Raw genomic sequence first — 13,725 nt, 5'->3', positions numbered from 1 at the left:
GACGTTTCGTATCGAACAAAGCTCGTAGAGATCTGCAACAACATGAGGGTGGAGAGCGCAGTACCGCTGCGCGCGGGACGCTGCGGCGCGCGACCCGCCGTATCCTGGTCGCTGCGGGCGCGGGGCCTTGCATGTCTGGAGGGCACCCGTGAGGCTGCGCGAACTGGTCATCGACGCTTGGTCGTGGATCAACTACAAACCGGCCATGGCCGACCTGCACGGCCCCGCCCACCGTGCCTTCCCCGAGATCTGCTCCTCGTGGGTGCCCGAGCCGGACCGGCGGCGCCTGGCCGCGTACAAGATGCTGGCCGCGTACTATAACAACCAGGCCGGGCAGCTCGCCGCGATCACCGGCGATCACCACGGCCTGGAGCGTCGCGAGTTGGGCGATGCCTCCAAGCTCACCGACACCACCCTGGGCTATCTGCTGGGTGCGGAGCAGACCATCGTGGTGCCCGGCGCCGACCATGCCGGGAACGACAAGCCGTCCGCCGGCGCCGCACAGGCAGCCGACCTGCAGGAGCGGCTGCGGGCGTGGGCGGAGAAGGAGCTGTGGCCGCTGCGGATCCAGCAGGCCGAACGGTGCGCGGTGCGCTGCGGCGACGGCGTGTTCACCCAGGCCTGGGAACCGGCCAAGCAGCGGGTGCTGCTGCGCACCTTCGACCCGGGGTTCTACTTCAGTGGGACGACGGTGAGCAGGACAGCTCGAATACCCCGCCCGGGTGCACTTCGCGTGGGAGCTGCCCGCCGACCCGGTGCGCGGGTTGAAAGCCCGGCTGCGGCGCATCACGTACGAGCTGGGGCCGATCGGCGCGGCGACCGCGCCCGGGGTCACTCCGGACGGCCGCGCGATCCGCGAGCAGGTCGTCGGCGCTGACGGCGACCCGGTGCTGACCGTCGGCGACACCTGGGATGCGGTGACCGGCACGGTGCAGCGCACCTACCCGTGGGCGCCCGGCCGCCCGTTCCGGACCACCTGCTACCTGTCGGACGCCGAATGGCTGCTGGAAGACCTCGGCGCGGCCCACGACCTGTACTCGCTGCCCGCCGACAAGGCCGCCTACCGGGTCCGCTCCGACGGCCAGGTCCTGGACACCTGGACCTGATGTGCGACGTCATCCCCGTCGTGCACGTCCCGAACACCATCCCCGACGGCGGCGAGCACTGGGGCAAGTCGTCGCTGGGCACCGTGCTGCAGCTGCTGGACGAGCTCGCCGCCACCGACACCGACAGTGCGTCCGCGTCGGCGACGACCGGCACGCCGATCGTGTCCCTCGCCGGCGCCCGGCTGCCCATCGACCGCCAGACCGGGCAGCCGCTGCCGGTGCGCGTCGAGGCCGGGACGGTGTGGCAACTGTCCGACACCGGGCACATGGACGCCCTGGACACCTCGGCGCAGCTCGCTGAACTGCGGCAGCGCATCGACCACATGCTCACCCGGCTCGCCGCGAACACCCGCCTGACCACCGCCGGGCTCGGCAGCCTCGACCCCGCCTCCGTGCCATCCGGGTACGCGCTGCAGCTGGCGCTCGGCTCGCTGGACTCCCTGGTCGGCGAGATGCGCCTGGCCCGCGCCCACAAGTACCAGCTGCTGCTGCGCCTGGTGCAGCGACTGCACCAGGCCGGGCCCCGACGTCCACGGCGCGACTCCTGCGCCTGCGGAGGCGGGCGGCTCGGGAAGGCTCATGCCCGCCATGCTCCCAGACGCCCCGGGGCGTGGCCTGGCCGTATCCTGGTCGGCGCGGGCGCGGGGCTCGACGCCTGGAGGGGCTGTGCGTCTGCGCACGCTGGTTATCGACGCCTGGAGCTGGCTCAACTACAAGCCCGTCATGGCCGATCCGGACCGGCCCGCGAACATCCGGGCCTTCCCGGAACGCGCCAGATCGTGGGTGCCTGCCGCCGACTTGCGGCGTCTGGCCGCGTACAAGCTGCTCGCCGCGTGGCCGCCGCCGTCGCCGACGACCACCACGTCCTGGTACGAGGCGAGTTGGGCGACGCCTCTAACCTGGGCTACCTTCTGGGCTCGGGGCAGTTCATCGTGGTGCCTGGTGCGGACGCCGACGACGAGGATCCGCCGGCGGGACCAGCCGAGGCCGCCGAGTGCAGGAGCGGCTGCGCGAGTGGCCGACAAGGAGCTGCCGCTGCTCCGGCAGGCCGAGCGCAGCGCCGTCCGGTCACCGGCGCGAAGCCGCTCTACCTGGCGACGGTCATCGACCTGTGCTCACGCCGCCTGGCCGGCTGGGCGAGCGCCGACCACGTGTGCGCCGAACTTGTCATCGACGCCACGGCCCCGCCGAATGGGCCGCGGCAGTCTGCACGGGGCGGTCTTCCACAGCGATCACGGAGCCCAGTACTTTCGCCGATCCGTTCTGTCGTCCACTCTTCGCACGCGCTGGTGTACGTACGACAGTATGAGCGCGCTGACGCGGCTCTTGACGCATTCGGCTCCATAAACTCAGAATGGCCACGCCTAGACAACGTTGTCAGGGGCGGATCTCAGGAGGCGTTCCACGTGAACCACCACCCGGCCGAGCTGAGCAGGCGTCGATTCGTACAACTGGCGGGCGTCACTGCGGCGTTGACAGCAGCGCCGCTTTCGCTCTCGGTCACGCCGGCAGCAGCGGCCACCGGCAGCGTGAATCCGGCCGCCGCCCCAAACGAGGTGGCCGAGACGTACTACAAGGCCCTGCTCACCCACACCCGTTGGTCCGAGACCCAGTGGGACGCGGCCAAGGGCTACTACACCGTCACGGACTTCGGCTTCGCCGTTGTCCTCGGCAATGCGCTTCTGCTCACGCGGGGCACGTACGACGCCGAGCGGGCCGGGATCGACAAGGAGACCCTCCGCTCCCATACCCTCGCCACGATCAAGCACTTTGCGGCGTCGAACCGCCTCACCGGCGGCACGGAGTGGGGACGCACCCTCTTTTTTGACACCACCTTCCAGCTCTACTTCGTACTCGCCGCGCGCCTTCTTTGGGACCAGCTGGACGACGAGACGCGGACGCACATCGACACCATCGTGCGCGAACAGGCTGCGTACACCACGGGGCTCGGCACGGCCGACGACCCCAACTCCGGCGGCTGGACACCGCACGGCCTGACCGGCGGGTTCGTCGGCGACACCAAGCTGGAGGAGATGGGCGTCTACGCACAGTCGCTCGCACCCGGTCTCGCCTGGGCCCCTGACGACGCGCGGTACCCGTCGTGGAGCGACGCCTACGGCCGGTGGAGCCGTAACGAGACCGGGCTGCCCGTCGCCGACCGCGCCAACCCGGCCCTCGTCGACGGCGTGCCCATCAGCGACAACACCGCGCAGAATCTGTACGACACGTTCATCGTGGAGAACCACAACTCCTTCGGCCCGCACTACCAGGAAGAGCTGTGGCGCACGTCGGCCCGCAACGCCGCGCACTTCATCACCGCTGGCCGTCCGATGCCCGAGGTGCTGACCTCCCAGCCGAACGCCGGGCTGCTCTGGGACACCATGCTCACCGTGATGAGTGATGCCGGTGAGCCCCTGATGCCGATGGTCAACGACCGGGAGCATCTGTACGGACGTGACGTCATCCCGCTCGCCTTCCTCGCCCAGGTCCTCGGCGACCGGGCCGCCGCCCGCGCCGAAGCGGCCCTGGCCGAACGCCTCGACGCCTACCAGGCGTACCCGCCGGTGAACCGGCTCACGAAGTTCTCCGGTGAGCCCAAGTACGAGCCGGAGGCGCGCGCCGAGATCGCCATCAGCTATCTGCTGCACGAGTGGCGCGCCGCGCACGGCAAGGCCGTACGCCCCTTCACCGACGCGGAACTGTTCGCGTGGGCCAGCGGTGTGAAGGACTTCGGCACGGGCCCCGGCTTGGTGGCGCACCAGTCGAAGGCGGCCTGGGCGGCGGCCGTCAGCAAGCCGGGGTTTGTGAAGTTCGCCTGGCAACCGGCGCACGATGACTGGCTGTTCGTTCTCAGCGGCGCCACCCCTATGTTCCTACCTGCCACCACGGGCAAGGTGAACGCCCGCTCCGTCGACACGTACAGCGTGCTCAGAGACGGCTTCGACGGCAGCGCCTCGCTCTTCACCCTTGACACCGGTTTCGCCGGATTCACCACCCTCCCCTCCGGCGCCGTGGTCTACGCGACCAGTGGCACCGGGTCCGGTGAGGGCCATCTCGAAGTGCACAACTTCACTATGCCGGGCGTCGCGGGCCTGGACGGCGGCCGTACGTACACCACTGCTGAGGGCACGGTCACCGTCGCCGCCAAGGACAGCGGCAGCGCCACCCCGACGCCTCCCGCGACCGGGCGCACCGACGACATCACCTTCGCCAGAGGCTCGTTCCGGCGGCTGCGGATGCAAGGTGTCACCCCCGACCCGAAATACGGCTACTCGCTGTACGCCATCGAGATCCGCGACGGCGCCGACGGCGCCGACCTCGCGCTGGGCGCCACCGCCACCGCGTCGTCCGCTGACACGGGCAAGGGTGCGCCGCTGGCCGTCGACGGCAATCTCACCACTCGCTGGGCCGTCTCGGTCGCCGACCGTACCAAGGCAGGCAGCTGGATCGCCGTCGACTTGGGGGAGGCCCAAGAGTTCGACCGGGTCACCCTGCGCTGGGAGGCCGCCGCCGGACGTGCGTACGTCCTCCAGGGCTCGGACGACGGGGTGACCTGGACGGACCTCGCACGTTATCCGCAGGCCGACCTCACCAGCACCGGCGGCTGGCTCTCCGTCGACGGCAGGGCCGGGCTCGTCGTGCGGGGCGCCCGGAATCCGCTTGCCGTCTACGGGGACACGGTCGTCCTCTCGGACGGGCCCGCCGAGGCGATACTGGTCGAGGGGCTGGTGGGCGCTGACGTGTCCGTCCTGAAGGCCGCTGCCGCCGACAGGGCACCCCAGGCGCGGAACGCGGTCGTGGCCTCCAGCACCGCCGGAGGCCACCTCAGCCTGTTCAATCTGTCCGGCGCTGCGGTGACCACCACGGTCGGTGTCCCCCAGGACACGCGGCGTCTCCAGTTGTATGCGGGGACGCAGACGGTGACCGCCACCGGCACCGACTACGACGCCGAACTCGCGGCGGCCCGCGCCGTGGTGGCGCCGGCCCGCTTCACGCTGCGTGCGGACAGGGGCGGGCGCGTTCCGGCAGGACTGCGCGCCGAGGTCGTCGACGCGGCCACGTTGAAGCTGACAGGGCCGTCCTGCCGTCTCGTTGTCACAGCGCCGGGCAGCGACGACATACACGTCAGCGTCCGCCACGGCCGCACGGCGCAGGTGTCCGTGCCCGGCGTCCCGAGCCATTCGATACCCGACGCCGCTCTCGGGCGGATCACCTTCCCGACCGCACCGCTGCCCTCCGGCATGTCGGACCCGGCGGCAGCTGTCGACGGCGACCCGCACACCTCCTGGAGCCCAGGGGCAGGCGGCCGGATGGTGGTCGACCTCGGTGCGCAGCTACTGGTGGGCGAGGTCCGGGTGGCCTGGACGGGCGGACACGTCCCCTCGGCGACGGTCGAGTTCAGCGCCGACGGCCTCACGTACGAGGAGGCCGGAACGCTGCAGACCAGGGGCCGTGACGCCACGCTCAGTACGGAGATCACCGCCCGCTATGTGGCCCTTGACGTCCCGAGCCGGCGTCCCCGCGACGCTCGGGTCGTCTCGCTGTCCGTGCTCGGTTCGTCCTCAGTCGCCGCGCAGAGTGATGTCAGCCCGTCCGGCGGCTGAGGACGAACCGGCGACGGGAAACGGGTCGCCTGTTTGATCACGATGGTTCTTCAGGATTCCTGAAGAACCATCGTGATCTACATGTCGAAGCGTGGATCCGTGACTGCGAAACCACTGGTCGGATCACCTACTGCGGCGATCACCGACCGACGGAACCCACGTGATGTCGCACACGTCCCCCGGGTTGTATCCCCTGGCCGCGTACCCTGGTGGCCGGCGTGGGGCCGACTGCCTGGAGGGGCTGTGCGTCTGGGCACGTTGGTCATCGACGCCTGGAGCTGGCTCAACTACAAGCCCGTGATGGCCGACCCGGACCGGCCCGCGAACAGCCGGGCCTTCCCGGAACTCGCCGGATGGTGGGTGCCCGCCGCCGATATGCCGCGCCTGGCCGCGTACAAGCTGCTGGCGGCGTACGACAACAACCAGGCGGGGCGGCGTGTCCGTCGAAGCCCTCGCCAACGCCTGCAATTCGATGGTGGACTCGGGAGGTGTCGAGTAGTGTCCGGACTTTGATGACTGAATCCTGGGACACCATCGCCGACTGGTATGCAGAGCTATTGCTATCCGGCTCTGCCATGCACGACTTCGCACGCGACAGCCTCCTCGACCGCGTCCCCGAGCTTCTCGCAGGTCAGCGTGTCCTCGACCTCGGATGCGGAGAGGGGATATCGCCCGTGCTGTGGCTGCCCGCGGGGCCTCAGTGGTCGGAATCGACCCGTCGCCGCGGATGATCGAAAACGCGCGGGATGCCGAGAGGAGCCAGCCGAGCGGGGCGTTCTTCTCGGTCGACGACGGATGCACACTCGCCACGGTCGCCACCGGCTCGGTCGAGTGGGTGACTGCTGGGCTCTCGCTGAACAACGTGCCCGACCTCGATGCCGCACTCTCGGCTGTGCACAGGGTCCTTGTCCCCGGAGGCTTCCTGGTCTTCACCATCCCGCATCCCTGTTTCGAGGCACCACACGCCACCTGGAGGGAGACCGAGAACGGGACCGTCCGCAGGGTCGTCGGCGACTACCTCACCGAGGGCTTCTGGCGTTCGGCGAACTCAGAAGGCGCCCGTCGGGCGGGAAACCAGCACCGAAAGCTATCCACCTATCTCACCGCGCTGATGCGGCACGGCTTCAGCACCGAAGCCGTCGAAGAACCGACACCCGATGCCAGCGTCATTGCCGCGCAGCCGCAGCGTGCCGGGCTGCCCCCCTTCATGGTCTTCCAAGCGCGTAGCGCGTGATCGAAGCCGCCTGCTCGGCAAGCGGCTTCGTACCCCCGCCTCGCCGTGTCCGGGAGCAAGGGGAGCGACAACTGGTCACCGCACACTCCTCACTCAGCGTTTCGCCTTCGCTGCCAGAACCGGTTTTCGTGGACAAAGCCACGCATGCCACGATCGTCGACGTACGGACCTGACCGACCGAAAGGACACCATGCCTGCCTACGCCATAGCTCACCTGCGGGAGGCCGCCCCGCACCCGGAGATCGCTGAGTACATCGAGCGCATCACCGCCACCTTCGAGCCGTACGGCGGCCGCTTCCTCGTTCACGCCACGCAGCACGAGGTGAAGGAGGGCAGCTGGCCCGGGCACGTCGTGGTGATCGGCTTCCCCGGGATCGCCGAGGCGCGGGCATGGTGGGACTCACCCGCATACCAAGAGATCGCACCGCTGCGCTCGCGGCACATCGAGGGCGACATCATCCTGGTCGGAGGCGTCCCCGAGGGCTACGACCCGACTGCCACCGCAAAAGCGATGCGGGAGGCCCTCCCTGCCGAGTAGCCCTCGGGTTCGGGCCGGGGCAGCTAATCAGCCCTCCCGCGCAGCGGGGGAGGCTCAAAGTGCTGCATCCCTGGCGGCGTACCCTGGTGGGCGGCGTGGGGCCGACTGCCTGGAGGGGCTGTGGGTCTGCGCACGCTGGTCATCGACGCCTCGAGCTGGCTCAACTAGAAGCCCGTCATGGCCGATCCGGACCGGCCCGCGAACCTCCGGGCCTTCCCGGAACTCGCCGGATCGTGGGTGCCCGCCGCCGACATGCGGCGCCTGGCCGCCTACAAGCTCCTCGCGGCGTACGACAACAACCAGGCCGGGCAGTTCGCCGCCGTCACCGGCGACCACCACGGCTTGGAACGCCGCGAGTTGGGTGACCCTTCCAAGCTCATCGACACCACCCTGGGGTATCTGCTGGGTGCTGAGCAGACCATCGTGGTGCCCGGCGCTGACCATGCCGGGAATGACAAGCCGACCCCTGGCGCCGCCGAAGCAGCCGACCTGCAGGAGCGGTTGCGCGCGTGGGCGGACAAGGAGTTGTGGCCGCTGCGGATCCAGCAGGCCGAACGGTGCGCGGTGCGCTGCGGCGACGGCGTGTTCACCTTGGCGTGGGAACCGGCCAAGCAGCGGGTGCTGCTGCGCACCTACGACCCCGGGTTCTACTTCCCGGAGTGGGACGAGGGCGAGCAGGACAGTTCCGAGTACCCCTCGCGGGTGCACTTCGCGTGGGAGCTGCCCGCCGACCCGCTGCGCGGGTTGAAAGCCCGGCTGCGGCGCATCACCTACGAGCTGGGGCCGATCGGCGCAGCGACCGCGCCCGGGGTGACCGAGGACGGCCGCGCGATCCGTGAGCAGGTCGTCGGCGCCGAGGGCGACCCGGTGTTGACCGTCGGCGACACCCTGGATGCGGTGACCGGCAGCGTGCAGCGTACCTACCCGTGGGCGCCCGGCCACCCGTCGACCACGGCGTGCTACCTGTCGGATGCCGAATGGCTGCTGGAAGACGTCGGAGCCGCCCACGACCTGTACTCGCTGCCCCCGGACAGGGCCGCCTACCGGGTGCGCTCCGACGGAGGTCCTGGACCGCCTGGACCTGATGTGTGACTTCATCCCGGTCGTGCACGTCCCGAACTCGATCCCCGACGGCGGGGAGCACTGGGGTAAGTCGTCGCTGGGCACGGTGCTGCAGCTGCTGGACGAGCTCGCCGCCACCGACACCGACAGCGCCTCCGCGTCCGCGACGACGGGCACGCCCATCGTGGCCCTGGCCGGCGCGCGGCTGCCCATCGACCGCCAGACTGGGCAGCCGCTGCCGGTGCGTGTGGAGGCCGGGACGGTGTGGCAGCTGTCCGACAGCGGGCGCATGGACGACCTGGACACCTCGGCGCAGCTCGCCGAACTGCGGCAGCGCATCGACCACATGCTCACCCGGCTTGCCGCGAACACCCGCCTGACCACCGCCGGGCTCGGTAGCCTCGACCCCGCGTCGGTGCCGTCCGGGTACGCGCTGCAGCTGGCATGGGCCCGCTGGACTCCCTGGTCGGTGCGATGCGCCTGGCCCGTGCCCACAAGTACCAGCTGCTGCTGCGCATGGTGCAACGCCTGCACCAGGCCGGGCAGGTGTGGCCCGCCGGCGAGTCACTGCCCGCACGCCTGGTGTGGGGCGCACACACCCCCACCGACCGCACCACCGTCCTCGCCGACGTCGTCGCGGGCTACGGAGCGGGCGTGTTCTCCCTGGAGACTGGCGTGCGGATGCTGCAGGAAGCCGGGTACCCCATTGACGAGGTCGCCGAGGAGATCGAGCGCATCCAAAGCCGGGCGTTCGACCAGGCTGCCCGGCTGGCGGACGCCACCGGCGACAACGCTGCGGTGCGCGACTACCTGGGCCTGCCCGAGGCCGATCTGGTGCCGACGGTGCCGCTCATTCCCGCCCAGCCGGGCCAGCCTGCCTCGGACCAGGTGCCGACCAGCCCCGCGCAGGCCACGCCGCTGCCGCCCGTCGCCACCGGGCGGGCAGGTGCGGGCGGGGTCGGCCCGAGCTGACCTGGCGCGAGGGCGCTGCTGTCGATGAAGGACAGTGTGATCCAGCTGCGGGCCGCCGCGGGCTGCATCTCCATCCTCTCCGGATGGGCGCCGTCCTGGCTGTGGCACGTCGACCGGCCCCGGCTGTTCGGCGTGTCGGCGCTATGCCTCGGCGTCTTCTGCGTCACCCAACTGCCGGCGCTGCGCAGCGGGGTGACCCGGCTCGGCTCCGCCGCCATCGACGTCCGCGTCGCGCTGCTGCTCGTCTCGGCGGCGGCACTACTGCTGGGTCTCAGGAGGGCCCGCGGTCAGTAGCGGTCCTGCACGGCACTCAGGGTGCCTCCCCGGCAGGGGAGGCGCCCTCCCGCCTCTCCCGACTCTGCTCCTGCGTCGCTTCGGATGCCGATGCGGCGCCGTGTCCTATGCGGTGCCGGGACCGTCGAGCAAGCGAAGCAGCACGGCGGCCTCCGCGCGGAGCTGCGCGGCTCGGTCAGCGTGCGCGGGCGCAGTCAACTGCGCTGCAACCTCCAGTCGCTCGGCGGCCTCGGCGCGCACGACATCCACCACACTGCGCTCGCTCAGCTCACGCCGCGCTGCTTCGGTGGTGCCGACACCTACCGGCGACTGCTCAATGGCCACGCCGCGGAGCTCAGCTTCGTCGACGGGCACCGCCTCAGCGTTGTCAAGCGCAGCAAGCGTTGTGCGCAGGGCACTCACCGCGGCCTTGTCACGGGCGCGCATTGCTTCCGGCAGTGCTTGACGCATACGAAGACGTAGAGACATGCCGGTGACCTTATGGCGGCGCCCCCGAACCCACAACGCGATATACGTGCAGCACCAGACGGGATGGGAGCTGGGGTGAGTGGTGGGTTGAGGTGGGAGTGCGAAGGCCCGCTGTAGCGTAACCGCATGAATGAACCCCGGATCAAGGTGTCCGGCTCAGCCACCGAAATCACTGTCGCGGCCAACGCCGACGGGCTGCGGGACCTGGCCGAGCGACTCGTCGGTCTCGCCGATCCCGAACTCCGGGACGGCTACCACGAGCATCTTGAGAGCGGCATCAACCTCGAAGACGGCTCGATCAGTCTGATCCTGGAACGCGATGACAAGCTGTAGGACTTGCTCCGGCCCGGCGACAGGCCGCGTGCCCGATGCTGCCCGATTCGAAGGCACGCCACGGGAAACAACGGTGCTGGATCAGCCGACCGGCAGCGGCCTTCGCGGACAGGGCCAAGGCGTTCATCTACCACCTCGACCCTGCGACGGGCAGGCTCGTCCCCCTGAACTCACGCGCCGATGACGTGATGCCGCCCGGCACGGAGCCGGGCAGGTACGACCTGGAGCCCTGGTAGCCGAGTCGGCGCAACTGTCATCGGCACCGCTTAAGTCCGGCCTATTCGCGGCCCACTGGGTCCCTCGGTTGCACCCTAGGATCGGATGGGCCAGCACCCGGCGACGGGCTAAGTAGCCGTCCGGGTGCCGGCCGACCGCGGCTGACGAGCCGGTGGAGCACCTGGACGACACGTACGGCAGTTAATACTTGCTCGGTGCGGTGGCGGGCCGTGGCCCCCGGTTCAGTCCCAGAGCCGCACGGTGTCGAGTGCCAGCGCGTACGCGCCTTCGGTCCCGCCGACGACGAGGTGGCAGTCGGGGGTGAGGGCGAGGGCCGAGCACGGGGTGATGAGGGGAACGGCGCGGACGTGGCCGGTGGGGAGATGCCACAGATGGAGCACAGCGTCGTTCCAGGCAACGGCCAGGACTGGCCCGTGCGCGGTCGGGGCGGCGGCCAAGGCGGTGACGAGGGCGGGCCGCTGTTCGACGGGGACGGGCATGGGGTCCGCGGAGGTTTCCCACAGGCGCACGGTGCCGTCCATAGCGGCGCTCATCACCAGCGTGTGCGTTTTATCGGGGAGAGCCAGGCAGGTCACGGCGGTGACCGAAGCCGCGTGCAGAGCGCGGGAGAGCGGAGCGGCCGGGAGGTCTTCCAGGGGCCAGACGTGGGCGTTCCCCTGTTCGTCGCCGACGACCACAAGCGACCCGCAGGGGCTCTGGCCGATGGCGGAGGGCCGTAGGCCGGGGCGGCTGAGGGCGGCCTGCCCGTGATAGACCGCGATGCGGCCGAGGAGGGCGGCCGGGTCCTCGCCGGTGGGGAGGAGGGCGCCGGTGCCGGTCAGCAGGAGCATCGACCAGTCCCGGCGTACGGCCATGCCATTCGGGCGGGCCGTGCTCGGCGAGGGGACGGCGGCCGTGCTCTGGCCGGTGGCCGCGTCGAGCAGGGCGAGGTCACCCAACGGGTCGGCGGCGACGAGCGCGCCCGGTTCGCCGGGCGCCGCGGCCAAGGCGGTGACGGCAGTGTCCGGCCGGGCCCAAGCGGCCGAGTACACGTGATTGCGGGCGAGGGGCAGCAGGTAGCGAGCGAGGGTGGGGCTGGATCCCAGCGCGGCGGTGTGGAGCAGGGCGGCGCGCTCGGCGGTGGACTGCTCGGGGTCCGCCAACTCCGGGTCGGCGAGGTGGGGGGCCGCCAGCCGCCAGGCCTGCCGCAGGCCCGGCGGAGCCGGTATGCGGTCGTCGGCCAGACAGGCGGCGACGGAGACGGGTGACCCGTGCAGCAGGAACCCGGGATCGGTCAGAAGCTCGCGGACGGCGGGCTCGGGCTCGGGGGCGCGCAGTGCCTGGTCGAGGGCGTGTTCGCGGACGTCGCCGGTGGCCTCGTCCCAGCGGATGCGGCCGTCGGGGGTTCGGGTGAGACCGGCGGTGAGGACGTCGTACGCCGCGGGGCCGGGGCCGGGCGCGAACGCAGGGTCGCCGAGGTCGACGGTCTCGGCGGCCCCGGCGCCCGCCCAGCCGTCGAGGAGGCCGGAGTCGCCGACTTCGATGAGGGCGCGGGTCTGCGGCAGTTCCAGGAGCGGGACGACCAGGTCCTCGACGAGGTTCCGCGGGCGGGCCAGCGGGCGGTCGGCGGGGCCGCGTCCGCTGCGGTGGAGGTCCGCGACAAGCAGCAGCAGCGGCCGTTGGTCGGCGGCGAGGCGGTCCACCAGCCGGGCCGGCGCCAGCGGTCCGTAGCCCAGCTGCCGGGCCAGGTCCCAGGCGAACGCGTCCGTGAAGAGGCCCTCCGCGAGAACCGCGGCGTGGACGGTGGTGTGGGGGTGGGCGGGCGCTCCGGCCAGGAACCAGGCCAACAGTCCGCTCTTGCCGCTGCCGCGCGCACCGCGGATCAGGCAGACTCGCGGACGGCCCGGGTTCGGGTCGGCAGCCCAGTCGAGCAGGGCCGGGCCATACGTCCCGGCGGGCCCGGCCGGCGGCGGCCAGGCGGCGATGTCGGGACCGCCGGGAGCGTCGGGAGGGCTGACGGTGCTCATGCCCCGGCCGCCGGGTCGTCGGTGGCCTCGCGCAGCCGCCGGATGCCCTCGGCGCGGGAGTCGGCGGTCTCGCCGTAGGGGAAGGAGTGCGTCATCTCGGCGTGCGGGAAGAGCTGTGCCAGCCACAGGGAGCAGTAGTGGCCGGGCATGAAGCAGGCTTGCAGGTCAGTGTGGACGCGCAGGACCTGCCCGGGCTCGACCCCGGCCGCGTTCAGCGTGGTCCACAGCCGTTCCTCGGGGTGCTGGGCGATCGCGCCGGCCTGGGTGACGATCCGCTTCCCGTCTTCGGGGTCGAGGTGTTCGAAGGCCGCGAAGTTCTCGACGCTCGCGGTGTCGCGGATGTCGTCCAGCACCAGGGGCCACCAGTTCTCCCGCTCCGCGAACGCCCGCGGATCGAGGGCCCGCAGCCGTTCCGTCAGCCGGTCGAAAGCGGCGGTGGCGGTACTCGGCCGGTCGGTACCGAGGATGACGCGCAGGGCCTCGCGCAGCTCCCCAAGGCCCGAGGCGAAGGCCTCGGGGGAGGAGTTGACGAAGCGGTCGTTCTCGTCGTAGTCGAGCAGCACCGCCCGTACCGTGCCCTCGGCGTCGGCGCACAGCTCGAAGCCGTTGTCGCCGCCGAGGCGTGCCCAGTCGGCGCACTCCTCGCGGGCGACCCGGTGCCCGGTCGCGGCGGCGTACTCGCCGAGGGGCACCGGGTCACGGTCGGAGGTGGTGAAGTACGGGCCGACACCGGCCGGTACCCGCAGTCCGGTGAGGCGGTGCGCGGGTGCGCCGGCGGGCTCGTCGGGGCCGACCGGTCCGAAGATCCGCAGAGTTCCGTCGTCAGTCACCGGGGCGGTGCTCCTCGCGCGGGCGCTCACGGTCTGCCGGA

At 71.1% G+C, this 13,725-nt stretch carries 13 protein-coding genes and 1 pseudogene; 11 read left to right on the top strand and 3 right to left on the bottom strand.

What is annotated here, in order from left to right:
• Positions 1–148: 148 nt before the first annotated feature.
• From FCI23_RS34315 to FCI23_RS34275, 10 genes and pseudogenes are all read left to right on the top strand, one after another.
• On the top strand, positions 149–877 hold the full coding sequence (locus tag FCI23_RS34315; RefSeq protein ID WP_136728067.1) for a hypothetical protein: 729 nt from the start codon (positions 149–151) through the stop codon (positions 875–877).
• Between the two features lie 10 nt (positions 878–887).
• Positions 888–1,106 carry a hypothetical protein gene (locus FCI23_RS56945; RefSeq protein ID WP_169317062.1) on the top strand — a complete coding sequence of 73 codons (219 nt, stop codon included), beginning with the start codon at positions 888–890 and terminating at the stop codon, positions 1,104–1,106.
• 1,082 nt (positions 1,107–2,188) lie between these two features.
• A pseudogene (locus FCI23_RS60475) lies at positions 2,189–2,354 on the top strand (IS3-like element ISRhosp5 family transposase); the annotation flags it as partial.
• Positions 2,355–2,512: 158 nt separating this feature from the next.
• Positions 2,513–5,710 carry a discoidin domain-containing protein gene (locus tag FCI23_RS34305; RefSeq protein ID WP_136728098.1) on the top strand — a complete coding sequence of 1,066 codons (3,198 nt, stop codon included), beginning with the start codon at positions 2,513–2,515 and terminating at the stop codon, positions 5,708–5,710.
• Between the two features lie 243 nt (positions 5,711–5,953).
• Positions 5,954–6,223 carry a hypothetical protein gene (locus FCI23_RS34300; RefSeq protein ID WP_136728064.1) on the top strand — a complete coding sequence of 90 codons (270 nt, stop codon included), beginning with the start codon at positions 5,954–5,956 and terminating at the stop codon, positions 6,221–6,223.
• A 139-nt stretch (positions 6,224–6,362) separates the two neighbouring features.
• Positions 6,363–6,944 carry a class I SAM-dependent methyltransferase gene (locus tag FCI23_RS34295; protein WP_136728062.1) on the top strand — a complete coding sequence of 194 codons (582 nt, stop codon included), beginning with the start codon at positions 6,363–6,365 and terminating at the stop codon, positions 6,942–6,944.
• 190 nt (positions 6,945–7,134) lie between these two features.
• Positions 7,135–7,482 (top strand): DUF1330 domain-containing protein, encoded by a 348-nt coding sequence (locus tag FCI23_RS34290; RefSeq protein ID WP_136728060.1) that lies wholly within the window; start codon positions 7,135–7,137, stop codon positions 7,480–7,482.
• Between the two features lie 177 nt (positions 7,483–7,659).
• Positions 7,660–8,574, top strand: a complete 915-nt coding sequence (locus tag FCI23_RS34285; RefSeq protein ID WP_136728058.1) for a hypothetical protein — start codon at positions 7,660–7,662, stop codon at positions 8,572–8,574.
• Between the two features lie 414 nt (positions 8,575–8,988).
• Positions 8,989–9,516 (top strand): hypothetical protein, encoded by a 528-nt coding sequence (locus FCI23_RS34280; RefSeq protein WP_136728056.1) that lies wholly within the window; start codon positions 8,989–8,991, stop codon positions 9,514–9,516.
• A 24-nt stretch (positions 9,517–9,540) separates the two neighbouring features.
• The gene (locus tag FCI23_RS34275; protein WP_136728054.1) at positions 9,541–9,810 is read left to right on the top strand and encodes a hypothetical protein; all 270 of its coding nucleotides are present in this window, start codon (positions 9,541–9,543) and stop codon (positions 9,808–9,810) included.
• A 105-nt stretch (positions 9,811–9,915) separates the two neighbouring features.
• Here FCI23_RS34275 and FCI23_RS34270 read toward each other — a convergent pair whose 3' ends face one another.
• Positions 9,916–10,236 carry a GatB/YqeY domain-containing protein gene (locus FCI23_RS34270; protein ID WP_136728097.1) on the bottom strand — a complete coding sequence of 107 codons (321 nt, stop codon included), beginning with the start codon at positions 10,234–10,236 and terminating at the stop codon, positions 9,916–9,918.
• Positions 10,237–10,404: 168 nt separating this feature from the next.
• Between FCI23_RS34270 and FCI23_RS34265 the strand changes: the two genes are divergently transcribed.
• A complete protein-coding gene (locus tag FCI23_RS34265; protein WP_136728053.1) occupies positions 10,405–10,611 on the top strand; it encodes an Imm32 family immunity protein in 207 nt (68 codons plus the stop codon).
• 458 nt (positions 10,612–11,069) lie between these two features.
• On the opposite strand, the gene FCI23_RS34260 is transcribed toward FCI23_RS34265, so the two are convergent.
• Both FCI23_RS34260 and FCI23_RS34255 read right to left on the bottom strand, forming a co-directional pair.
• On the bottom strand, positions 11,070–12,854 hold the full coding sequence (locus tag FCI23_RS34260; protein ID WP_136728052.1) for an AAA family ATPase: 1,785 nt from the start codon (positions 12,852–12,854) through the stop codon (positions 11,070–11,072).
• A complete protein-coding gene (locus FCI23_RS34255) occupies positions 12,851–13,684 on the bottom strand; it encodes a nucleic acid/nucleotide deaminase domain-containing protein (protein WP_169317060.1) in 834 nt (277 codons plus the stop codon). The genes FCI23_RS34260 and FCI23_RS34255 overlap by 4 nt, the downstream gene beginning before the upstream one ends.
• Positions 13,685–13,725: the final 41 nt, after the last annotated feature.

The sequence above is a fragment of the Actinacidiphila oryziradicis genome (assembly GCF_005047355.1).
In the GTDB taxonomy this organism is placed as follows: domain Bacteria; phylum Actinomycetota; class Actinomycetes; order Streptomycetales; family Streptomycetaceae; genus Actinacidiphila; species Actinacidiphila oryziradicis.
Note: the sequence above shows the minus strand (reverse complement) of the source record. Positions and strands in the feature narration are given on the sequence as shown.

Bases quoted from the DNA above. Each gene is read 5' to 3' on its own strand.
- FCI23_RS34295 (WP_136728062.1), top strand. From the start codon at position 6,363: ATGCGGAGAGGGGATATCGCCCGTGCTGTGGCTGCCCGCGGGGCCTCA.
- FCI23_RS34290 (WP_136728060.1), top strand. From the start codon at position 7,135: ATGCCTGCCTACGCCATAGCTCACCTGCGGGAGGCCGCCCCGCACCCG.
- FCI23_RS34285 (WP_136728058.1), top strand. From the start codon at position 7,660: ATGGCCGATCCGGACCGGCCCGCGAACCTCCGGGCCTTCCCGGAACTC.
- FCI23_RS34280 (WP_136728056.1), top strand. From the start codon at position 8,989: ATGGGCCCGCTGGACTCCCTGGTCGGTGCGATGCGCCTGGCCCGTGCC.
- FCI23_RS34275 (WP_136728054.1), top strand. From the start codon at position 9,541: ATGAAGGACAGTGTGATCCAGCTGCGGGCCGCCGCGGGCTGCATCTCC.
- FCI23_RS34270 (WP_136728097.1), bottom strand. From the start codon at position 10,236: ATGCGCGCCCGTGACAAGGCCGCGGTGAGTGCCCTGCGCACAACGCTT.
- FCI23_RS34265 (WP_136728053.1), top strand. From the start codon at position 10,405: ATGAATGAACCCCGGATCAAGGTGTCCGGCTCAGCCACCGAAATCACT.
- FCI23_RS34260 (WP_136728052.1), bottom strand. From the start codon at position 12,854: ATGAGCACCGTCAGCCCTCCCGACGCTCCCGGCGGTCCCGACATCGCC.